Origin of the sequence: Mycobacterium sp., assembly GCF_044223235.1 — a bacterium.
Classification (GTDB): Bacteria; Actinomycetota; Actinomycetes; order Mycobacteriales; family Mycobacteriaceae; genus Mycobacterium.
The window spans coordinates 65,710-86,101 of the sequence record NZ_JBGAME010000010.1; the positions used below are offsets into that span (position 1 = coordinate 65,710).

The 20,392-nt window shown below is 67.5% G+C and carries 20 protein-coding genes and 2 tRNA genes; 7 read left to right on the top strand and 15 right to left on the bottom strand.

The annotated features are described in order from the left end of the window. Positions 1-27: 27 nt before the first annotated feature. The 3 genes from ADBZ6K_RS14695 to leuC form a co-directional block, all read right to left on the bottom strand. Positions 28-678: an HU family DNA-binding protein gene (locus ADBZ6K_RS14695; RefSeq protein ID WP_526347866.1), complete on the bottom strand. Its 651-nt coding sequence runs from the start codon at positions 676-678 to the stop codon at positions 28-30. 201 nt (positions 679-879) lie between these two features. Continuing rightward, entirely contained in the window at positions 880-1,473 is a 594-nt protein-coding gene (gene leuD / locus ADBZ6K_RS14700; protein ID WP_526347868.1) for a 3-isopropylmalate dehydratase small subunit, read from the bottom strand. 9 nt (positions 1,474-1,482) lie between these two features. Then, the gene (gene leuC / locus ADBZ6K_RS14705) at positions 1,483-2,925 is read right to left on the bottom strand and encodes a 3-isopropylmalate dehydratase large subunit (RefSeq protein WP_526347870.1); all 1,443 of its coding nucleotides are present in this window, start codon (positions 2,923-2,925) and stop codon (positions 1,483-1,485) included. Positions 2,926-3,001: 76 nt separating this feature from the next. Here leuC and ADBZ6K_RS14710 point away from each other — a divergent pair, with 76 nt between their 5' ends. Next, positions 3,002-3,703 carry an IclR family transcriptional regulator gene (locus ADBZ6K_RS14710; RefSeq protein WP_526347872.1) on the top strand — a complete coding sequence of 234 codons (702 nt, stop codon included), beginning with the start codon at positions 3,002-3,004 and terminating at the stop codon, positions 3,701-3,703. 129 nt (positions 3,704-3,832) lie between these two features. Here the strand turns inward: ADBZ6K_RS14710 and ADBZ6K_RS14715 are convergent. From ADBZ6K_RS14715 to ADBZ6K_RS14735, 5 genes are all read right to left on the bottom strand, one after another. Then, positions 3,833-3,908 (bottom strand) — tRNA-Glu (locus ADBZ6K_RS14715). Positions 3,909-4,062: 154 nt separating this feature from the next. Beyond that, positions 4,063-4,134, bottom strand: a tRNA-Gln gene (locus tag ADBZ6K_RS14720). A gap of 119 nt (positions 4,135-4,253) precedes the next feature. Further along, positions 4,254-5,732, bottom strand: a complete 1,479-nt coding sequence (gene gltX / locus ADBZ6K_RS14725; protein WP_526347874.1) for a glutamate--tRNA ligase — start codon at positions 5,730-5,732, stop codon at positions 4,254-4,256. Continuing rightward, positions 5,729-6,535, bottom strand: a complete 807-nt coding sequence (locus ADBZ6K_RS14730; RefSeq protein ID WP_526347876.1) for a fumarylacetoacetate hydrolase family protein — start codon at positions 6,533-6,535, stop codon at positions 5,729-5,731. Before ADBZ6K_RS14730 ends, gltX begins: the two co-directional genes overlap by 4 nt. A gap of 38 nt (positions 6,536-6,573) precedes the next feature. Continuing rightward, the gene (locus tag ADBZ6K_RS14735; protein ID WP_526347878.1) at positions 6,574-7,761 is read right to left on the bottom strand and encodes a lipase family protein; all 1,188 of its coding nucleotides are present in this window, start codon (positions 7,759-7,761) and stop codon (positions 6,574-6,576) included. Between the two features lie 121 nt (positions 7,762-7,882). Between ADBZ6K_RS14735 and ADBZ6K_RS14740 the strand changes: the two genes are divergently transcribed. From ADBZ6K_RS14740 to ahpD, 3 genes are all read left to right on the top strand, one after another. After that, a complete protein-coding gene (locus ADBZ6K_RS14740; protein ID WP_526347991.1) occupies positions 7,883-9,037 on the top strand; it encodes an MFS transporter in 1,155 nt (384 codons plus the stop codon). 154 nt (positions 9,038-9,191) lie between these two features. Beyond that, positions 9,192-9,779: a peroxiredoxin gene (locus tag ADBZ6K_RS14745; protein WP_526347880.1), complete on the top strand. Its 588-nt coding sequence runs from the start codon at positions 9,192-9,194 to the stop codon at positions 9,777-9,779. 2 nt (positions 9,780-9,781) lie between these two features. After that, positions 9,782-10,315: an alkyl hydroperoxide reductase AhpD gene (gene ahpD / locus ADBZ6K_RS14750; RefSeq protein WP_526347882.1), complete on the top strand. Its 534-nt coding sequence runs from the start codon at positions 9,782-9,784 to the stop codon at positions 10,313-10,315. 66 nt (positions 10,316-10,381) lie between these two features. Here the strand turns inward: ahpD and ADBZ6K_RS14755 are convergent, their stop codons facing one another. The 3 genes from ADBZ6K_RS14755 to ADBZ6K_RS14765 all read right to left on the bottom strand — a co-directional run bounded on the left by ADBZ6K_RS14755 (position 10,382) and on the right by ADBZ6K_RS14765 (position 13,701). Beyond that, positions 10,382-11,392, bottom strand: a complete 1,011-nt coding sequence (locus tag ADBZ6K_RS14755; RefSeq protein WP_526347884.1) for a 3-isopropylmalate dehydrogenase — start codon at positions 11,390-11,392, stop codon at positions 10,382-10,384. Then, positions 11,389-12,975, bottom strand: coding sequence for a phosphoglycerate dehydrogenase (gene serA / locus ADBZ6K_RS14760; protein ID WP_526347886.1), 1,587 nt, complete (start codon positions 12,973-12,975; stop codon positions 11,389-11,391). The genes ADBZ6K_RS14755 and serA overlap by 4 nt, the downstream gene beginning before the upstream one ends. Before the next feature lie 87 nt (positions 12,976-13,062). Then, entirely contained in the window at positions 13,063-13,701 is a 639-nt protein-coding gene (locus tag ADBZ6K_RS14765; protein ID WP_526347888.1) for an NAD(P)-dependent oxidoreductase, read from the bottom strand. Positions 13,702-13,789: 88 nt separating this feature from the next. On the opposite strand from ADBZ6K_RS14765, the gene ADBZ6K_RS14770 reads away from it, so the two are divergent. Together ADBZ6K_RS14770 and wrbA are read left to right on the top strand one after the other, a co-directional pair. Further along, on the top strand, positions 13,790-14,485 hold the full coding sequence (locus tag ADBZ6K_RS14770; RefSeq protein ID WP_526347890.1) for a MerR family transcriptional regulator: 696 nt from the start codon (positions 13,790-13,792) through the stop codon (positions 14,483-14,485). A 10-nt stretch (positions 14,486-14,495) separates the two neighbouring features. Then, the gene (wrbA, locus tag ADBZ6K_RS14775) at positions 14,496-15,095 is read left to right on the top strand and encodes an NAD(P)H:quinone oxidoreductase (protein ID WP_526347892.1); all 600 of its coding nucleotides are present in this window, start codon (positions 14,496-14,498) and stop codon (positions 15,093-15,095) included. Between the two features lie 57 nt (positions 15,096-15,152). Here the strand turns inward: wrbA and ilvC are convergent, their stop codons facing one another. The 3 genes from ilvC to ADBZ6K_RS14790 all read right to left on the bottom strand — a co-directional run bounded on the left by ilvC (position 15,153) and on the right by ADBZ6K_RS14790 (position 18,705). Further along, positions 15,153-16,154 carry a ketol-acid reductoisomerase gene (gene ilvC / locus ADBZ6K_RS14780; RefSeq protein WP_526347993.1) on the bottom strand — a complete coding sequence of 334 codons (1,002 nt, stop codon included), beginning with the start codon at positions 16,152-16,154 and terminating at the stop codon, positions 15,153-15,155. 72 nt (positions 16,155-16,226) lie between these two features. Then, entirely contained in the window at positions 16,227-16,733 is a 507-nt protein-coding gene (ilvN, locus tag ADBZ6K_RS14785) for an acetolactate synthase small subunit (protein WP_526347894.1), read from the bottom strand. 97 nt (positions 16,734-16,830) lie between these two features. Further along, a complete protein-coding gene (locus tag ADBZ6K_RS14790; protein WP_526347896.1) occupies positions 16,831-18,705 on the bottom strand; it encodes an acetolactate synthase large subunit in 1,875 nt (624 codons plus the stop codon). A gap of 302 nt (positions 18,706-19,007) precedes the next feature. Between ADBZ6K_RS14790 and ADBZ6K_RS14795 the strand changes: the two genes are divergently transcribed. Further along, entirely contained in the window at positions 19,008-19,412 is a 405-nt protein-coding gene (locus ADBZ6K_RS14795) for a PH domain-containing protein (RefSeq protein ID WP_526347898.1), read from the top strand. Positions 19,413-19,425: 13 nt separating this feature from the next. Here ADBZ6K_RS14795 and ADBZ6K_RS14800 read toward each other — a convergent pair whose 3' ends face one another. Beyond that, the gene (locus ADBZ6K_RS14800) at positions 19,426-20,247 is read right to left on the bottom strand and encodes a DoxX family protein (RefSeq protein WP_526347900.1); all 822 of its coding nucleotides are present in this window, start codon (positions 20,245-20,247) and stop codon (positions 19,426-19,428) included. Positions 20,248-20,392: the final 145 nt, after the last annotated feature.

Below are 20,392 nucleotides of genomic sequence, written 5' to 3' on the forward strand. Positions count from 1 at the left end.
TAAGCCCGTGGCGCGCCGCTCGTGAACTTACTTGCGGCCCTTCTTGGCCGGAGCCTTCTTGGCCGGAGCCTTGGTGACCGTCGCCTTCTTCACAGGAGCCTTCTTGGCGGGAGCCTTGGTCGCGGCTGCCTTCTTGGCGGGCGCCTTGGTCGCGGCCGCCTTCTTGGCGGGCGCCTTGGTCGCGGCCGCCTTCTTGGCGGGAGCCTTGGTCGCGGCCGCCTTCTTCGCCGGAGCCTTGGTCGCGGCCGCCTTCTTCGCCGGAGCCTTGGTCGCGGCCGCCTTCTTCGCGGGAGCCTTGGTCGCGGCCGCCTTCTTGGCCACTGCCCTCTTGGCGGCGGCCCTCTTGACCGGGCCTGCCGTGACACCGCGCTTCACCGCGGGGCCATCGGCCGGGAGACGCTGTGCCCCAGACACAACCGCCTTGAACTGCGCGCCGGGCCGGAATGCGGGAACGGAGGTGGGCTTCACCTTCACGGTCTCACCGGTCCGCGGATTGCGCGCGACGCGGGCTGCGCGGCGGCGCTGTTCGAACACACCGAAGCCGGTGATGGTCACGCTGTCGCCCCGGTGCACCGCACGCACGATCGTGTCCACTACGTTTTCCACAGCGGCGGTGGCCTGCCGGCGATCGGTGCCCAACTTGGTTGTGAGTACGTCGATGAGCTCCGCTTTGTTCATTCATTTCCTCCGAGACCAGTGGCCCTCCTTGGACCGACTAGAGGACACGGTAAACCCTCTGACCACTGATTTCCAAGAGCCACGCGCAATTTCAGGCGCCCGGAGCGAATATTTCGGCAATCCGCTTGCCTCCCTTGGCCTCCCCCCGGAGGGAGGCAGAACCGGGTTGATGCCCGACGAATTCGGGTCGCCGCCCCGGCGTCAGGCCGGCAGAGTGCGCGGCTTCCAGGCCGGCCTGCGGGCCTCGTAGGACTCGATCTGATCGAGTTTCCGCAGCGTAAGGCCTATATCGTCGAGTCCTTCGAGCAGCCGCCATGCCGTGTAATCGTCAATCGTGAACGGCACCATGACGGTTCCCGCGGCGATATTCCGATCTTGAAGATTGACAGTGATTTCCAGACCAGGGTTCTGTTCGATCAGTTTCCAGAGCAGTTCCACGTCATCCTGGGCAACCTCGGCGGCGAGCAGGCCCGCCTTTCCGGCATTGCCGCGGAAAATATCGGCGAATCGTGACGAGATAACGACCCGGAATCCGTAGTCCATCAACGCCCATACCGCATGTTCGCGTGAGGATCCCGTCCCGAAATCCGGGCCGGCGACCAATACCGATCCGCGGTCGAACGGGGCGAGGTTCAACACGAATGCCGGGTCGTTCCGCCATGCGGCGAACAGCCCATCTTCGAAACCCGTTCTGGTAACCCGCTTCAAGTAGACCGCCGGGATGATCTGGTCGGTGTCGACATTGGACCGGCGCAGCGGCACACCGATGCCGGTATGAGTACGAAACGCTTCCATGGTTCTCCCCTACTCAGCCGGATCGGTCAGGTCTGCGGGCGACGACAGAGTTCCCCGCACGGCGGTGGCGGCGGCGACCGCCGGTGACACCAAATGGGTTCGGCCGCCCTTACCCTGGCGACCCTCGAAGTTGCGGTTCGACGTTGAGGCGCACCGCTGGCCGGGTGAAAGCTGATCGGGGTTCATGCCGAGGCACATCGAGCAGCCGGCCTGGCGCCACTCCGCGCCGGCGGCGGTGAAGATCCGGTCGAGCCCTTCGGATTCGGCTTGGGCCCGCACCCTCATCGAGCCGGGCACGACGAGCATGCGCACCCCGTCGGCGACGGAGCGGCCGCGCAGCACGTCGGCCACGACGCGCAAATCCTCGATCCGGCCATTCGTGCACGAGCCGACGAACACCGTGTCCACCGCGATGTCGCGCATGGCGATGCCCGGCCGAAGGTCCATGTAGCCCAGCGCCTTTTCGGCGGACTGGCGGTCGGCATCGTTGCGCATCAGCTCGGGATCGGGCACCGACGCGGACAGCGGCACCCCCTGACCCGGGTTGGTTCCCCACGTCACGAACGGACTCAGCGTGGACGCGTCGAGGTAGACCTCCGTGTCGAACTCGGCGCCCTCGTCGGTCCGCAGCGCCCGCCATGCGGCCACCGCCGCATCCCAGTCCGCGCCCGTGGGGGCATGCGGACGGCCCCGCAGATACTCGAATGTGGTGTCGTCCGGCGCCACCATTCCGGCCCTGGCGCCCGCTTCGATGCTCATGTTGCAGATCGTCATCCGGCCTTCCATGGACAGCGATTCGATGGCGCTGCCGCGGTATTCGATGACGTGCCCCTGCCCGCCGCCGGTGCCGATCTTGGCGATCACCGCCAGGATGATGTCCTTGGCGCTGACTCCCGGCGGCAGTTCGCCGTCGACGTTGACCGCCATGGTGCGAAACGGGCTCAGCGACAGCGTCTGCGTGGCAAGCACATGCTCCACCTCCGAGGTCCCGATCCCCATCGCCAATGCGCCGAACGCCCCGTGGGTCGACGTGTGGCTGTCGCCGCACACCACCGTCGTGCCGGGCTGGGTCAACCCAAGCTGCGGCCCGATGATGTGCACGATGCCCTGCTCGACATCGCCCATCGGATGCAGCCGGATACCGAACTCCTCGCAGTTGCGCCGGAGCGTCTCGACCTGGGTGCGCGACACCGGATCCGCGATCGGCTTGTCGATGTCGACCGTGGGCACGTTGTGGTCTTCGGTGGCGATGGTCAGATCCGGCCTGCGCACCGGACGGCCGGTGAGCCGGAGCCCGTCGAAGGCTTGCGGACTGGTCACCTCGTGGACGAGGTGCAGATCGATATAGATCAAGTCGGGTTCGCGCGCTGCGCCGGTGCCGGAACCCTGGGCGACGATGTGGTCGTCCCAGACTTTCTCCGCCAGCGTGCGTGGCTTGGTGGGCTGGTCCATGATCTCTCGATTCGTTGCTCGACGACCCGCCGGGCTGGGCTGGTCATCTCATAATGCGGGACGCTAGTATCTCCCTGTGAGACAGGATAGCGGCATCGGCGTTCTGGACAAAGCCGTGGGTGTGCTGCACACCGTGGCCGAGTCCCCTTGCGGGCTGGCCGAACTGTGTGAACGCACCGGCCTGCCTCGCGCCACAGCACACCGGCTCGCCGCCGGGCTCGAAGTGCACCGCCTGCTGGCCCGCGACGGCGACGGGCGCTGGCGCCTCGGCCCGGCGCTGACCGAACTCGCGGGCCATGTCAACGATCCGCTGCTTACCGCCGGGGCCGCCGTGCTGCCGCGGTTGCGGGAGATCACCGGTGAGAGCGTCCAGCTGTACCGCCGGGAGGGGACTTCGCGGGTCTGCGTCGCCGCGCTGGAACCACCTGCCGGCCTTCGCGATACCGTGCCCGTCGGCACCCGGTTGCCGATGACGGCGGGCTCGGGCGCCAAGGTGCTGCTGGCCTACGCCGACGCCGCGACCCAGCAGGCGGTGCTGGCGACGGCGATGTTCACCGACCGCACCCTGGCCGACGTTCGCAAGCGCGGCTGGGCGCAGAGCGCGGCCGAACGCGAGCCCGGCGTCGCCAGCGTCTCGGCGCCGGTGCGCGACGGGCGCGGCGCGGTGATCGCGGCCGTATCCGTATCGGGGCCGATCGACCGCATGGGGCGCAGACCTGGCGCGCGCTGGGCGACGGATCTGGTGGCCGCGGCCGAGGCGCTGACCCGTCGCCTCTAGGTGTCGGCTCCACGGGTGCCGTCGAGCGTGCAGCCAGGGCGGAGTCCAGCGGCGTGTCGCCGCCCTGGACGCACACTCGGCGAACGATCAAAAGGAAAAGCCTGGACCGTGTGGTCCAGGCTTTCGGTTTGGTAGCCCCGATGGGATTCGAACCCACGCTACCGCCGTGAGAGGGCGGCGTCCTAGGCCGCTAGACGACGGGGCCAGAACCGGATTGCCAGCATAGCTCACCGAGCAATGCTGACCTAATCCGCTTAACGCTTACAGAACGCTCTTCGCGCGAACGCTCATCTGAAGAACAATGCTCTTCGCGCGAGCGCTCATCTGAAGAACAATGCTCTTCGCGCAAGCGCTCATCGCTGGGGTACCAGGACTCGAACCTAGAATGGCTGAACCAGAATCAGCTGTGTTGCCAATTACACCATACCCCATTGGCAGGCCATAACCGCAGGTCACGACCACTTTTCTGCCCGAACGGAACGGCGGGGGCTACCCGCGGAGTACCGAATGGGCCGACGTGCACACTACCAAAGATTTCGGCGTGCTTTTCTCACGCCTCCGCCGGCACCGCGGCGGCGCGATCCCGCCCGGCGGCCAGCCGCTGCAGGCTGCGCTCCCGGCCGAGCAGCTCCAGCGACTCGAACAGCGGCGGGCTGATCGATGCGCCGGTGACCGCCACCCGGATGGGACCGAAGGCCTTGCGGGGTTTGAGTTCGAGGCCCTCGAGCAGCGCCGACTTCAGCGCCGCCTCGATCGCGGCGGTGGTCCACTTACCGACCGCCTCGAGCGCACCGATGGTGGCCTCCAGAACGGGCACCGCGTCGGGCTTGAGCTCCTTGGCCGCGGACTTCTCGTCGAGCACGAACTCCGTGTCGCTGAGGAACCTGAGCAGCTCCCACGCGTCGCCGAGCACGACGATGCGCGTCTGCACGAGCCGGGACGCCTCGGCGAACTGCGCCCCGTCGAGTTCGAGCACATGCCCGCGAGCGGAGAAGTACCGCCGCAGCCGGGTCGCGAATTCGTCCTCGGCGAGCAGCCGGATGTGTTCGGCGTTCAGTGCGTCGGCCTTCTTCTGGTCGAATCTGGCGGGGTTGGAGTTGACGTCGACCACATCGAAGGCGGCCACCATCTCCTCGATGCTGAACAGGTCGTGGTCGGGGGCGATCGACCAGCCCAGCAGCGCAAGGTAGTTGAGCAGGCCCTCGGGGATGAAGCCGCGATCCCGGTGCAGGAACAGGTTGGACTGCGGATCTCGCTTGGACAGCTTCTTGTTGCCCTCCCCGAGCACCGGCGGCAGATGGCCGAACTGGGGCACCCGCTCGGCCACGCCGATCCGGATGAGCGCCTCATACAGCGCGATCTGCCGCGGCGTCGAGGGCAGGATGTCCTCGCCCCGCAGCACGTGGGTGATCTTCATCAGGGCGTCGTCGACCGGATTGACCAACGTGTACAACGGATCTCCGCTGCCACGGGTGAGCGCGTAATCGGGCACCGAGCCGACGGGGAACACGGTCTCGCCGCGCACCAGATCCTGCCAGCCGACATCGGCATCGGGCATCCGCAGCCGCAGGACCGGATTGCGGCCCTCGGCCCGGTAGGCGGCGCGCTGCTCGTCGCTGAGCCGGCGATCGAAATTGTCGTAGCCCAGCTTTGGGTTACGCCCGGCCGCGAGGTGGCGCGCCTCGACCTCCTCGGCGGTGGAGTACGCCTCGTACACCTCGCCGGCGGCCAGCAGGCGATCGAGCACGTCGAGATAGACATCGCGGCGCTGCGACTGACGGTAGGGCCCGTAGGGTCCGCCGATGTCGGGCCCCTCGTCCCAGTCCAGGCCGAGCCAGCGCAACGCGTCGACGATCGCCAGGTAGCTCTCCTCGCTGTCGCGCTGGGCGTCGGTGTCCTCGATACGGAAGACGAAATCCCCACCGGTGTGCCGCGCGTACGCCCAGTTGAACAGCGCGGTCCTGATGAGCCCGACATGGGGGGTGCCGGTCGGCGACGGACAGAATCGAACCCGAACCTTATCGGTCATGACGACTTTCCTTTGCGGACAACCGGATTGGTCAACGTACCGATGCCTTCGACGGTGATGCTCACGGTGTCGCCGTCCTCGATCGGGCCGACGCCCTCCGGCGTGCCGGTCAGGATCAGGTCGCCGGGCAGCAGCGTCATCACCGCCGAAACCCACTCGATGATCGCGCCCACATCGTGGATCATCAACGACGTCCGGCTGTGCTGGCGCACCACACCGTTGACCTCGGTGCGCAGGTCGAGGTCACCGGGGTCGAGGTCGGTGACGATCCACGGACCGACCGGACAGAACGTGTCATGGCCCTTGGCCCGCATCCACTGCCCGTCTTTCTTCTGCTGGTCGCGCGCCGACACGTCGTTGGCGATGGTGTAGCCGAGGATGTTCTCGGCGGCGCGGGAGGCGGGGACGTCCTTGCACGGCCTGCCGATGACGGCGGCCAGCTCACCCTCGTGGTGGACGGGGAACGCGTCGGCAGGCAGCTGGATCGGCACATTGGGTCCGACGATCGCGGTGTTGGGCTTGAGGAAGATCACCGGATCCTGGGGTGCGACGCCGCCCATCTCCTCGGCGTGGGCGGCGTAGTTCTTCCCCATACACACCACTTTGCTGGCCAAGATCGGGGCCAGCAGCCGCACATCGGCCAGCGGCCAGGAGCGGCCGGTGAACTCGGGTGTGCCGAAGGGGTGTTCGGCGATCTCACGGGCGACGAGCGCATCGGCGCCGTTGGCAGTGATCCCTTCGGTGTCCCCTTCGATGCTGACAAAAGCGACCCCGTCGGGGCTGGCGATTCGACCCAGGCGCATGCGGTCAGCCTAGTGACCGCCGGTGGAGCAGCAAAAAATCAGCCCGCGAAAACGCTGTGCAGGAACGGTGTCGAATCGGGCATCGACGCCAGCACCGTTCCGCTGTGGTCCTCCTCGGGATAGATCTTGAGCTCGACGTTCTGGTTGTTGGCCACCAGCTGGTCGTAGAGCAGCAGGGACGACCTCGCGGGCACGTCGCGGTCGAGGAGCCCGGCGCCGAGGAAGATCGGCCGGTCGTAGCCCGTGGTCGGCGTCCCCATGTAGGCGATGAGCGCATCTTCGACACCGGGCAGGGCGGCAAGCGGAGTGCTGAAGAACTGGGTGGGCGTCATGCCCGCCAGCCGCTGGTCGAGCTGGGGTTTGCATACGGTTTCGCCCTTGTCGACCGCGGCCCGCCCGGCCGGGGTCAGCACGCTGTCGACGTCGATGTCGGGCCGGGCGTCGCGAAACCCGGCCAGGATGTAGGCCGTATAGCTGTTGGCAGCCGGTCCGAGTTCAGCGGGCAGGGCCAGATCGGGGCCGCCCAGTTTGACGACGCTCTCGATGTTGGCAGGAGTTCCCGTCGCGACCACGCCGCGGTAGTCCAGTCCGGCGCCGCGCGTGTAGTCGCTGGCCCACCTCGCACTGTTGACCGCCGCTCCGCCGCCCTGGGATTGGCCGACGATCGCCCATTTCGGCGATAGGGGCAGGCCCATTCCGTGTGCGGCGATGACCGACTCGACCACCGCATGCGCCGTCGACACGCTGTTCAGATAACTCATCAACCCCGGCGTGCCCATCCCGACGTAGTCGGTGCCGACGACCGCGTACCCCTGATCGAGCCAGTGGGACAGGTAGACGTTGTCGCGCTCGCTGCGCGGCAGCGCCGACGGCGTGCAGTCGTCACCGAGCCCGACCGTGCCGTGGGCCCACGCGATCACCGGCCATCCGCCCTGGGGTGGCTCGCCGTGCGGCAGGAACACCGCTGCCGTGCTGACGGCGGGCGAATCATGTTGGTCAACCGTCGAATACAGGATGCGATAGGCACTGCCCGCTCCAGCGACGGACAACGCTGGGGCCAATGGTGTCGAGGCGATCAACGCTCCCGGCGCGGGGATCGGTCCGTCGTAGAACCTGGCGTCCACCCCCGACCAGTCCGGCGTCGCGGCGGACGCCGGCGGCGCCACCGCCAGCGCCAGCGCGACACCGAGCACAGCCGCCGTCACCCCACGAGCTGGTCCGTTCATCGGATGAGCCTAGACACAACCTGGCCTTGTTCCACATAGTAGGACACTGGTTCGACATACTGAGATACCGTGGCACCATGGCGAGGTGAGTTCGTCGATCGGAGCGGTGCGCCGATGGTCGATGCTGGCCATCGCTCTGTCCACCACACTGTGCGTCAACGTCTTCATCAACGGCGTGGCCTTTCTCATTCCGACGCTGCATTCCGAGCGCGGACTCGACCTGGCCCAGGCCGGCCTGCTGTCCGCCATGCCGAGCCTCGGCATGGTCGCCACGCTCATCGCGTGGGGGTATGCGGTCGACCGCATCGGCGAGCGGATCGTGCTGGCGCTCGGCGCCGCACTGACCTCGGCGGCGGCGTTCGCCGCCGCATCCGTGCAGTCGCTGGTCGCCGTCGGGGCGTTCCTGTTCCTGGGCGGGATGGCCGCCGCCAGCAGCAATTCGGCAAGCGCCCGACTCGTCGTAGGGTGGTTCCCACCGAATCGGCGCGGATTGGTCATGGGCATCAGGCAGACCGCCCAACCGCTCGGGGTCGCCCTGGGCGCCTTGGCTATTCCGCGCCTGGCGGAAAGCCACGGGGTGTCGGCCGCGCTGCTGTTCCCGGCGATCATCTGTGCGGTGGCGGCGGCGGTGAGCGCGATCGGCGTCATCGACCCGCCGCGACCGCCGCGCGCGAACGCGCCCGCGGACCACCTCGCCAACCCGTATCACGGGTCGTCGGTGCTGTGGCGGATCCACGCTGTCTCAGTGCTGCTCGTGGTGCCGCAGGTGGTGGTGTGGACCTTCGCGCTGGTTTGGCTGATGTCCGATCGCGGATGGTCGGCGGCATCTGCGGGTGCGCTGGTGACGCTGGCGCAGGTGTTGGGCGCCTGCGGACGAATCGCCGCGGGCCGATGGTCGGATGCGGTCGGCTCGCGGCTGCGACCAATCCGCACGATCGCGCTCGCCGCGGCGGCCACCATGGGACTGCTCGCCCTGACCGATTGGCTCGACTCACCCGTCAGCGTGGCGCTGATGGTGGTGGCGTCGGTGATCACGGTGTCCGACAACGGGTTGGCCTTCACCGCGATCGCCGAAATCGCAGGCCCTTTCTGGAGCGGCCGCGCCCTCGGCGCCCAGAACACCAGCCAGCTGTTGGCATCCGGTATCGCCCCGCCACTGTTCGGCGCCCTGATCGGCATCGCCGGATACCCCGCAGCGTTCGTGGTGTGCGCACTGGCACCCGTCGCGGCGCTGCCACTGGTGCCGGTGGATTCCGATCCCCCCATCCGCGCCTGAGCGGACCGACTTCACATGGCAGACGCCATCTTTGGCGCCCAGATGTGCGCACCATCACCGCGCGGAGCTGTTGTCGGGATGCCGCCGCAGGAGCAGAATCAAGATCGTTACATATTGGATTGATTCCAGACTAAGAGAGGTACGGGTTATTGCTATGGCACTCTTGACAATTGGTGATCAGTTTCCCGAATACGATCTCAAAGCGGTGATCGGTGGCGACCTCACGAAGGTCAACGCCACCGAACCTGACGACTACTTCACCCGGGTCACCAGCGCCGACCACGACGGGAAGTGGCGGATCGTGTTCTTCTGGCCCAAGGACTTCACCTTCGTCTGCCCCACCGAGATCGCCACCTTCGGCAAGCTCAACGACGAGTTCGAGGACCGTGACGCCGTGGTGATCGGGGTGTCGGTGGACAACGAGTTCGTGCATTTCCAGTGGCGCGCCCAGCATGAGGAGCTCAAGAAGCTGCCGTTCCCGATGGTCTCCGACCTCAAGCGCGAATTATGCTTGGCCACAGGTGTCCTCAACGCCGACGGGGTCGCCGACCGTGCCACCTTCATCGTCGACCCCAACAACGAGATCCAGTTCGTGTCGGTGACCGCCGGATCGGTGGGCCGCAACGTCGACGAGGTGTTGCGGGTGCTCGACGCGCTGCAATCCGACGAACTGTGCGCGTGCAACTGGCGCAAGGGCGACCCGACCATCGACGCGGGCGAACTGCTCGCCGAGGCGGTCTGATCATGGGTCTCGAGTCGATCAAGGACGCACTGCCCGACTACGCCAAGGATCTCAAGCTCAACCTCGGCAGCATTGCGCGCAGCACGGAACTCTCCGAGCAGCAACTGTGGGGTGCACTCGTCGCAACCGCAGCGGCCACCAGGTCCGAGAAGCTGCTGCGCGAGATCTCCGAGGATGCCGTCGACATCCTCAGCGCCGAGGCCTACCAGGCAGCGCTGGGCGCGGCGTCGATCATGGGCATGAACAACGTCTTCTACCGCACCAAGGGCCAACTCGACGGCCGCTACGACGACCTACGGGCGGGGCTGCGGATGAACATCATCGCCAATCCTGGTGTGCCCAAGGCGGACTTCGAGTTGTGGTCGCTGGCGGTGTCGGCGATCAACGGCTGCGGGCACTGCCTGTCGGCGCATGAATCGGTGCTGCGCGACGCGGATGTGCCGCGCACGTCGATTTTCGAGGCGATCAGGCTGGCGTCGATCGTATCCGGAGTCGCCCAGGCCTTGCTGACGGCCGAGGTGCTCTCGACGGTCTAGCGCGTCGAGTGTGAAGCCACTGCGCGTTTTCGGCCGGAAACGCGCAGTGGCTTCACACTCGCGACGTCAGAGCAGGCCGACGATCCGGTCGCCCACCTGGCGGGTCGACAGCGTCTCATCGCCGCGGCCAGCCAGGTGGGCCTCGACGGCCTTGTCGACCCGGGAGGCGGCGGCATGCTCTCCGACGTGGGCCAGCAGCAGGGCGACCGACATGATGGCGGCCGTGGGATCGGCGATGCCCTTACCCGCGATGTCCGGCGCGCTGCCGTGCACCGGCTCGAACATCGACGGATTCACCCGTGTCGCATCGATGTTGCCGCTGGCGGCCAGGCCGATGCCGCCCGAGACCGCGGCGGCCAGATCGGTGATGATGTCGCCGAACAGGTTGTCGGTGACGATGACGTCGAACCGTCCCGGGTCGGTGACCAGGTGGATGGTGGCCGCATCGATGTGCTGATAGGCGACCTCGACGTCGGGGAACTCCGCGCCCACTTCGGCCACGATTCGCGTCCACAGACCGCCGGCGTAGGACAGCACGTTCGTCTTGTGCACCAGCGTGAGGTGCTTGCGTCGAGACTGGGCCCGGGTGAACGCATCCCGCACTACACGCTGCACACCGAAGGCGGTGTTGAGGCTGACCTCGGTGGCGACCTCGTGCGGGGTGCCCACCCGGATCGCCCCGCCGGTGCCGGTGTAGGGGCCCTCGGTGCCTTCCCGGACCACGACGAAGTCGATGTCAGGATCGCCCGCCAGCGGACTGCTCACCCCGGGGTAGAGCCGCGACGGCCGCAGGTTGATGTGATGGTCGAGCGCGAAACGCAGCGTGAGCAACAACCCGCGCTCCAGCACGCCGCTGGGCACCGACGGATCGCCGATCGCGCCGAGCAGTATCGCGTCGTGACCCTTGAGCTCGTCGATCAGCCCGTCCGGCAGGACCTCGCCGGTGGCGTGATACCGCCGCGCCCCCACGTCGTAGTCGGTCTTCTCGACACCGGGCAGGACGGTGTCGAGAACCTTGAGTGCCTCGCCGATCACCTCGGGTCCGATGCCGTCTCCGGCGATCACCGCCAGCTTCATGACAAGTCGACCACTTCGAGCATCGTCGCGCCGACCGCCGTGCCGATCGCGGCCCGCAGGTCGGCGGGCACCTCCCGGTCGAGCCGCAGCATGATCGTGGCACCCTCGCCGTCGGCATCCTGACTCAGCTGCGCCGCAACGATGTTCACGTCGGCTCCACCCAGCAGCGTGCCGATCTTGCCGAGCGCGCCCGGCTGGTCGCTGTAGTTGATGATGAGGTTGACACCCTCGGCGCGCAGGTCGAAGTTGCGCCCGTTGATCTGGACGACCTTCTCGACGAGCTGCGGACCCGACAGCGTGCCCGCGACGTTGCTCGACGAGCCGTCGGCATACACCGCACGGACGTCGACCACACTGCGATGGTTGGGGCTCTCGGTGGCGGTGGTCAGATCCGCCGCCACGCCGCGCTCGGCGGCAAGCGCGGGCGCGTTCACGAACGTCACCTGATCCTCGATCACCGCGGAGAACAACCCGCGCAACGCCGAAAGTCTAAGTACCCCAACATCTTCGGAAGCCAACTCACCGAACACCCCGACCGTCAGCGATACCGGCAGCTCGGCCGACAACGCACCGATGAGCACACCCAGCTTGCGGACGAGCTCCAGCCAGGGGGCGACCTCCTCGCCGACAACCCCGCCCGCGACGTTGACGGCGTCGGGGACGAACTCACCGGCCAGCGCGAGCTTCACGCTGGCGGCGACGTCGGTGCCCGCCCTGTCCTGAGCCTCGGCCGTCGACGCCCCCAGGTGCGGGGTGACGACGACCTGGGGCAGGTCGAACAGCGGGCTGTCGGTGCACGGCTCGGTGGCGAAGACGTCGAGTGCGGCTGCGCGCACGTGTCCGCTCGACACCGCATCGGCCAGCGCGGCCTCATCGATGAGGCCGCCGCGGGCGGCGTTGACGATGATCACCCCTGGCTTCGTCCTGGCCAGCGCCTCCTTGCCGATCAGGCCGGCGGTCTCGGGCGTCTTCGGAAGATGCACGGAGATGAAATCCGCACGGGCCAGCAGATCGTCGAGGGGCAGCAGCTCGATACCCAGCTGCGCGGCGCGCGCGGCCGACACGTACGGGTCGTAGGCCACCACATGCGTGCCGAACGCCGCCAGCCGCGAGGCGACCAGCTGCCCGATCCGGCCGAGGCCGACCACCGCCGCGGTCTTGCCGTAGATCTCGGTGCCGGAGAACGACGACCGCTTCCATGCACGCTCGCGCAGCGACGCGTCGGCGGCCGGGATCTGCCGGGCCGTCGACAGAAGCAGTGCCAGCGCATGCTCGGCGGCGCTGTGGATGTTCGACGTGGGCGCATTCACCACCAGCACACCGCGCGCCGTCGCCGCGTCAACGTCGACGTTGTCCAGACCGACACCCGCCCGGGCGACGATCTTGAGCTTGGGGGCCGCGGCGATGACTTCGGCGTCCACCGTGGTGGCCGAGCGCACCAGCAGCGCATCCGCGTCGGGAAGAGCGGCCAGCAACTTCGGGCGGTCCGGACCATCGACCCAGCGGACCTCTACCTGGTCGCCGAGTGCGGCAACGGTCGACTCCGCGAGCTTGTCGGCAATCAGTACAACAGGAAGACTCACGCGGACAACAGTAGTGGGTCGCCGAACGCCGACTTCGGCGCGGTCCCGCACTCCCACCGGCGACCGGTCACGCCGAACGGACGCTACTCAAGCAGGGCCGACCGCCGTCACGGAGGTCCCGATGGCGCTGTCGTCGGTCAGTTGATCGAGCAGCACGCCGGCCAGGTCCGCCCGCGACAGCCGTGTCCCGAGTCCGGTGCGCACCGAAGGTCCGACGACCGCGGCACCGGTGGCCGGGTCGTCGGTCAGCCGCGGCGGGCGCACCACCGTCCACGCCAATCCGTAAGCAGGGGAAGAAATCTCGGCCTCAGCGCGTTTCGCCTCCGCGATGCGCTCGCGACCGGCCAGGCGGGGCCATAGCCGGCGGGCGATGCGGGTCTGGTCGGCCACGCTTGACCCGACGCCGATCGTGGAGACCGCAACCACGCGATGCACCCCATGCGCGTGCATCTGCGCCGCCAGATTTGCCGTGCCCTCCGAGCGCACGGTGCCCGGCCGCTGCCCGGCCCGCACGCCCAGGCAGCACACCACGGCGTCGACGCCGGCGAGCGCGGCGCCGACCGCGTCGGCATCGCGGACGTCGCCGACCACCGCGTGCGCCGGTCCGAGCCGGTCCGCCTGCGCGCGGTCACGCACCAGCACCGACACCCGGTGACCCCGTGCCAGAGCCTGCGTCACGACCTGCGTTCCCGTTCCACCCGACGCCCCGACGACGAGGACCTTCATGGCCGTTCCTTTCTTTTGGAGAGTCGCACTATCCACTTAATAGATAGTAGCGCTATCCGCTGTCTGGTGCAGGGCTATTGTTGGCCGCGTGAGGCTCTCCCAGCTCAGCGAGGCCGCCGGGCTATCCCCCGCGACCGTCAAGTGGTACCTGCGCATCGGGCTGCTGCACCGGGGTGAGCAGACCGCGGTGAACCAGGCGCAATACGACCGAACGCACCTGCAGCGACTGCGACTGATCCGGGCGCTCGTCGACGTCGGCGGGCTGAGTACCGACGCCGTCCGCGACATCCTCAGTGCGATCGACGACGCGGACCGGCCGGTCGACGACGTCATCGCCGTCGCCCACCGGGCGTGTGCGATGAATGCGGCCGCGCCGCCGACCGAGGCCGGGGCCGAACTCGGCGATGCGTTCATCCGCCATCGGGGCTGGCAGGTCGGTGCGGACTCGCCGGCCAGAAGCGACCTCGCCGCGGTGCTGGCCGCTCTCGCCGCGCTGCGCTCGGGCGGCGAGGATCGCTCGCAGGCACCCGATGTGAGCGCGGGCGATGCCGTCAATGCGCTGCTGGATCCGTACGCCGACGCCGTCGAACCGCTGGCGCGGGCCGAGATCGCCAACTCCCCCGAAGACCTGTCCCGCGACGAACTTGTCGAACGCGTGGTCGCGGGCACGATTCTGCTCGAGCATGCACTGACCGCCCTGCGGCGGCTGGCCCAGGAACACCACGCCGCGCAGCGCTACGGCAGGCCCGCCCAGACCGGCCCCACCGCACGCCTCCGAATCTAGGCTTACGGTCATGACCAAACTCGCGATCATCTACTACTCCGCCACCGGCCACGGTACGACGATGGCGAAACGGGTGGCCGAGGCGGCCGGGAAAGCGGGCGCCGAGGTCCGCGTCCGTCCCATCGCCGAAACCCGCGACCCGGCGTCGTTCGCCGCGAACCCGGCGTGGACCGCGAATTACGAAGCGACCAAGGATCTTCCGGCGGCCACCGGTGACGACATCGTATGGGCCGACGCCGTGATCTTCGGGTCGCCGACGCGGTTCGGCTCGGTCGCCTCGCAGCTGCGCGCGTTCCTCGATTCCCTCGGCGGCCTGTGGGCGGAGGGCAAGCTGGCCGACAAGGTCTACGCCGCCTTCACCTCCACCAACACCGCTCACGGCGGTCAGGAGACGACGCTACTCACGCTGTATGTGACCCTCATGCACTTCGGCGGCATCATCGTGCCGCCGGGGTACACCGACCAGCTGAAGTTCGTCGACGGAAACCCGTACGGGGTGAGCCTGATCGCCAACCACGACAACATCAGCCAGTTCGACGAACCCATCGACGCCGCGCTGGATCACCTCGCGCGGCGCGTGGTCGCCGTTGCCGACCGCCTCACGTCCTGACGCAATTTCGGCGCGCTTATCGGCGGTCAGCGTCGATAAGCGCGCCGAAATCGCAAGTTAGGCCGTTTCGGTGATGGGCCGGTCGACCCAGCTCATCAGGTCGCGCAGCTTCTTGCCGGTGACCTCGATCGGGTGCTCGGCGTTCTGCTTGCGCAGGCCCTCCAGCTCCTTGTTGCCGCCCTCGACGTTGGCGACGAGGCGCTTGACGAACGTGCCGTCCTGGATGTCCTTGAGGATGGCGCGCATTCTTTCCTTGGTGCCGGCGTCGATGACGCGCGGGCCGGACAGGTAGCCGCCGAACTCCGCGGTGTCGGACACCGAGTAGTTCATCCGTGCAATTCCGCCCTCGTACATCAGGTCGACGATCAGCTTGAGCTCGTGCAGCACCTCGAAATAGGCCATCTCGGGTGCGTATCCAGCCTCGACCATGACGTCGAAGCCGGTCTTGACCAGTTCCTCGGTGCCGCCACACAGCACGGCCTGCTCGCCGAACAGGTCGGTCTCGGTCTCTTCCTTGAATGTGGTCTTGATGACGCCGGCGCGGGTGCCGCCGATGGCCCGCGCGTAGGACAGCGCGAGCGCCTCACCCTCTCCCGTGGGGTCCTGCTCGACCGCGATCAGGCACGGCACACCCTTACCGTCGACGAACTGGCGGCGCACCAGGTGGCCGGGCCCCTTCGGCGCGACCATGCCGACGGTGATATCCGCGGAGGGCTTGATCAGGCCGAAATGGATGTTGAGGCCGTGTCCGAAGAACAGCGCGTTGCCGGCTTCCAGATTCGGCTCGATGTCGTTCTTGAAGATCTCGGCCTGCGCGGTGTCCGGCGCCAGCAGCATGATCACATCGGCCCAGGCCGCCACGTTGGCCGGGGTGTCGACCTCCAGGCCCTGCTCGGCGACCTTCTCGCGCGACTTGGACCCCTCCTTGAGCCCGACCTTGACGTCGACGCCGGAGTCGCGCAGCGAGAGCGAATGCGCGTGCCCCTGACTGCCGTACCCGATGACACCGACCTTGAGGCCCTGAATGACCGTCAGGTCCGCGTCGTCGTCGTAGAACATCTCTGTCGTGTTTGAAGCCACTTGCAAATTTCCTTCTCTTCGATCTCTTGGCGCTGCCGACGTTAGCGGGCGCTATTTGCCGATGCCGCGGGGGCCGCGGGACAGCGACACCACACCGGACTGGACGAGTTCACGGACGCCATAGGGCTCGAGCACCCGCAGGAACGCCTCGAGCTTGGCGGGGGTACCGGTGGCCTCGATGGTCAGCGACTCGTTCGACACATCAACCACCTTGGCGCGGAACAGGTTCACCGCCTCGATCACCTGACCGCGCGTCGCCGCGTCAGCGCGCACCTTGATCAGGGCCAACTCGCGCGCGACGGAATTGTCGACGTCCTGCTCGACGATCTTGATCACGTTGATCAGCTTGTTGAGCTGTTTGGTGATCTGTTCCAGCGGCGCGTCCTCGACGCTGACCACGATGGTCATGCGCGACATGTTCTTCTGCTCGGTGGCGCCGACCGCCAGCGACTGAATGTTGAAGCCGCGCCGGGAGAACAGCGCCGCCACACGAGCGAGCACGCCGGGCTTGTCCTCGACGAGCACCGACAGCGTGTGTGTCTTATATCCGTTGCTCATCGGGCCACCCTGTTCTTCGCGCAGGCGCTCATGCCCGCCACCCTGTTCTTCGCGCAAGCGCTCATGCCCGCCACACTGTTCTTCGCGCAAGCGCTCATCACGCATGTCCTTCGGAATTGTCGTCGAACAGCGGCCGGATCCCGCGGGCCGCCTGGATCTCGTCGTTGCTCGTGCCCGCAGCCACCATCGGCCAGACCTGGGCATCGGCGCCGACGATGAAGTCGATGACCACCGGCCGATCGTTGATCTCCCGCGCCTTGTTGATCACGTCGACCACATCCTCTTCACGCTCGCAACGCAATCCGACGCAGCCCAGCGCCTCGGCCAGCTTGACGAAGTCGGGGATGCGGTGCGAATGCGTCGCCAGATCGGTTTGGCTGTAGCGCTCCTCGTAGAACAGCGTCTGCCACTGCCGCACCATGCCCAGGTTGCCGTTGTTGATGATGGCGACCTTGATCGGGATACGCTCGATGGCGCAGGTAGCCAGCTCTTGATTGGTCATCTGGAAGCAGCCGTCGCCGTCGATGGCCCACACCTCGGCCTCCGGCAGGCCCATCTTGGCGCCCATGGCGGCGGGGACGGCGAAGCCCATGGTGCCGAGGCCGCCGGAATTGAGCCAGGTGCGCGGCTTCTCGTACTTGATGAACTGCGCCGCCCACATCTGGTGCTGGCCGACGCCGGCGACGTAGATCGAGTCCGGTCCGGCGATCTGGCCCAGCTTCTCGATGACGTACTCGGGCGACAGGCTGCCGTCACTTTGCGGCCCGTAGCTCAGCGGGTAGGTCGACTGCACGCCGCGCAGGTACTCCCACCAGTTGTCGATGTTGATGGACCCGATCGTCCCGTCCCGGCGCAGCGCGTCTATCAGATCGACGATCACGTTCTTGACGTCACCGACGATCGGCACCTCGGCGTTGCGGTTCTTGCCGATCTCGGCGGGGTCGATGTCCGCGTGGATCACCTTGGCTTCGGGAGCAAAGGAATCCAGCTTGCCGGTGACCCGGTCGTCGAAGCGGGTGCCCAGCGCGATCAGCAGGTCACTCCTCTGCAGTGCGGCGACCGCCGACACGGCGCCGTGCATACCCGGCATCCCCATGTTCTGCGGGTGGCTGTCGGGGAAGGCGCCGCGGGCCATCAGGGTCGTGACGACAGGAATCCCGGTCAGCTCAGCCAGATCCAGCAGCTGCTCGGTGGCCTCGCCACGCAGCACACCGCCACCGATGTAGAGCACCGGCTTGCGTGCCGCCGCGATCAGTCTGGCGGCCTCGCGGATCTGGCGGTTGTGCGGCTTGGTGTTCGGTTTGTACCCGGGCAGGTCGATCGTCGGCGGCCAGCTGAACGTGCATTGCGCCTGCAGGACGTCCTTGGGGATGTCGACGAGGACCGCGCCGGGACGACCGGATGCGGCGATGTGGAACGCCTCGGCGATGACGCGGGGGATGTCGTCACCGTTGCGCACCAGGAAGTTGTGCTTGGTGATCGGCATGGTGATGCCGGAGATATCGGCTTCCTGGAAAGCGTCGGTGCCGATCAGTCCGCGGCCGACCTGTCCGGTGATGGCCACCACCGGTATGGAATCCATCTGCGCATCGGCGAGCGGCGTGACGAGGTTGGTCGCGCCGGGACCGGAGGTCGCCATCATGACACCGACCCTGTTGGTCACATGCGCGTAGCCCGCGGCGGCATGTCCGGCGCCCTGCTCGTGCCTGACCAGGATGTGACGCAGTTTCTCCGAGTCGTAGAGCGGGTCGTAGACGGGTAGCACCGCACCGCCGGGGATACCGAAGATGACGTCGACGTCAAGCTCCTCGAGCGAACGAATCACCGCCTGCGCACCGGTGAGCTGATGCGGGGCGATCCGCTTCGCTTGGGGCACGGGGACCTTGGCAGCCGCGGGCGTCGCAGCGGCCGGGTGACCGCCGTTGGGCGGTGTCGCCGACCGTTCGGGTGGTCGTGTTGTCGGAGCGCTCACTGTGACCTCTTCGGTGTTCTCTTGTTCGTCTCGATTTCGAGGCTGGGTTGTCGTTACCGTGCGCATGAAAAAACCCCCGCCAGCTGAGGTGCTGTACGAGGGTGGCGCGTTGATGCGGTGGCTATGCCCGGCAAAGGGTAAGCGCGGCATCAACGCGCCAACCAATTACTACGAGCATCTCGGTCTGCATAACACTCGACGGTAGCCTCCGCACAGGTCAAAGGTCAAATTCGGCCACAGCCGACGGCGCCTGCGCATCGGGTCCCCCGCATCCGCGCCGAACCCGGTGGGAAGATGGCGATGTGAGCCCTGCAGCCGCATCCGCTCCGACGGTTCCCGTCGTCATCCGGATCTCGCCGATCGCACATTTCGCGGTGGGTTTCCTGGCGCTGAGCCTGCTCTCGGTGGTGCTGGCCGCGCCGGACTGGCTCGCCGTGCTTTTCGTCATTCCCGTGGTGCTGTCGGCGTCGATCGTGCGCTACCGCACCGTGGCCGACCGGGACAAGATCACCGCACGCACCCTGCTGGGCAGCGAGAGCATCGCCTGGGATGACGTGGACGGGCTGCGATTCGGTAAAGGAGTGTGGGCGTACGCGCGGCGCAAGGACGGCAGCGAGTTTCGACTACCTGCGGTCACCTTCGCCACGTTGCCGTTGCTGTCATCGGTCAGCGGCGGACGGCTGCCCAACCCGTACGCGCGGGATTGATCGGCGCAGACCATCACGCCAAGGGGTTGGCGCCATTCAGCAGGACCCAGATCGCCACGCCTCCGCCGATTCCGAGCAGCAACGCGGCGGCCGATCCGACGAACGGACGCCTGGCCCAGCCGCGGCCCGCGTCGAATCCGTACCGCCCGGGCCCGGTGAGGATGATCGCAGCCGCGACCACGACGAGGGTGATCTGGTATTCGTGGCCGTCGGGCAGGAAGAAGGACAGGTATCCGCCGCCGGGCGCCGCCGTCACAGCGGCCAGCAGCGCGTTGATGAGATAGGCGAGCGCTACCGCGGCGGCGAGCGGGGTGAACAGACCAAGGACGAGCAGTACACCCGCGCCGATCTGAGCGCCGGTGGCGGCGTAGGTCAGGATGTTGGCGTACTGATAGCCGTGCTCGGCCAGTGAGTCCTGGAACCCGCCGAGGCCCTGGCCGCCCCACCAGCCGAAGGCCTTCTGAAGGCCGTGTGCGATCAGCAGTGCGCCCAGCCCCACCCGCAGCAGCATCAGCCCCAGATCCTGGGTGCCCCGCCGCCCGGCGGCCTTGATCCGGTCGTCGCGCTCGATCTCGGTCGGCTCGGCCCCGAACATGCCGACGGGCCCGGCCGGCGGCTGGACGTAGGGAAGCGGTTCCGGTTCGTTCATCAGGGCGTACGCAGGCTGTTCCGTGGCGGGCTTGTCGGTGTCATAGCGTGGGATGGCGGTGGTTTCGAAGTCTCCACCATAGTTCGGCGATGGCATATCATCCTCGGGATCGACCAGGCTCGCCGATGTCGGGCGGCCTGGATCGGGCCGTTGCCAGGTGCGCGGGTCCTGGGACTGACTGGTCACGCTGCCCAGGGTAAGTGCAACGCCGCCGTGAACCGGGGATTTACCGCGGCGCTTCGACCACCGTATTCACGGCGTTTCGGGCACCGCACCGGCGGTGCCGACGGTCGGCGTGGCGCGCACCGCCGGAGCGTCCGTAACCTGGCCA

Coding starts and splice junctions, on each gene's coding strand:
- ADBZ6K_RS14695 (WP_526347866.1), bottom strand. CDS start 678: ATGAACAAAGCGGAGCTCATCGACGTACTCACAACCAAGTTGGGCACC.
- leuD (WP_526347868.1), bottom strand. CDS start 1,473: ATGGAAGCGTTTCGTACTCATACCGGCATCGGTGTGCCGCTGCGCCGG.
- leuC (WP_526347870.1), bottom strand. CDS start 2,925: ATGGACCAGCCCACCAAGCCACGCACGCTGGCGGAGAAAGTCTGGGAC.
- gltX (WP_526347874.1), bottom strand. CDS start 5,732: ATGACCGATAAGGTTCGGGTTCGATTCTGTCCGTCGCCGACCGGCACC.
- ADBZ6K_RS14730 (WP_526347876.1), bottom strand. CDS start 6,535: ATGCGCCTGGGTCGAATCGCCAGCCCCGACGGGGTCGCTTTTGTCAGC.
- ADBZ6K_RS14735 (WP_526347878.1), bottom strand. CDS start 7,761: ATGAACGGACCAGCTCGTGGGGTGACGGCGGCTGTGCTCGGTGTCGCG.
- ADBZ6K_RS14740 (WP_526347991.1), top strand. CDS start 7,883: ATGCTGGCCATCGCTCTGTCCACCACACTGTGCGTCAACGTCTTCATC.
- ADBZ6K_RS14745 (WP_526347880.1), top strand. CDS start 9,192: ATGGCACTCTTGACAATTGGTGATCAGTTTCCCGAATACGATCTCAAA.
- ahpD (WP_526347882.1), top strand. CDS start 9,782: ATGGGTCTCGAGTCGATCAAGGACGCACTGCCCGACTACGCCAAGGAT.
- ADBZ6K_RS14755 (WP_526347884.1), bottom strand. CDS start 11,392: ATGAAGCTGGCGGTGATCGCCGGAGACGGCATCGGACCCGAGGTGATC.
- ADBZ6K_RS14765 (WP_526347888.1), bottom strand. CDS start 13,701: ATGAAGGTCCTCGTCGTCGGGGCGTCGGGTGGAACGGGAACGCAGGTC.
- wrbA (WP_526347892.1), top strand. CDS start 14,496: ATGACCAAACTCGCGATCATCTACTACTCCGCCACCGGCCACGGTACG.
- ilvC (WP_526347993.1), bottom strand. CDS start 16,154: ATGTTCTACGACGACGACGCGGACCTGACGGTCATTCAGGGCCTCAAG.
- ilvN (WP_526347894.1), bottom strand. CDS start 16,733: ATGAGCAACGGATATAAGACACACACGCTGTCGGTGCTCGTCGAGGAC.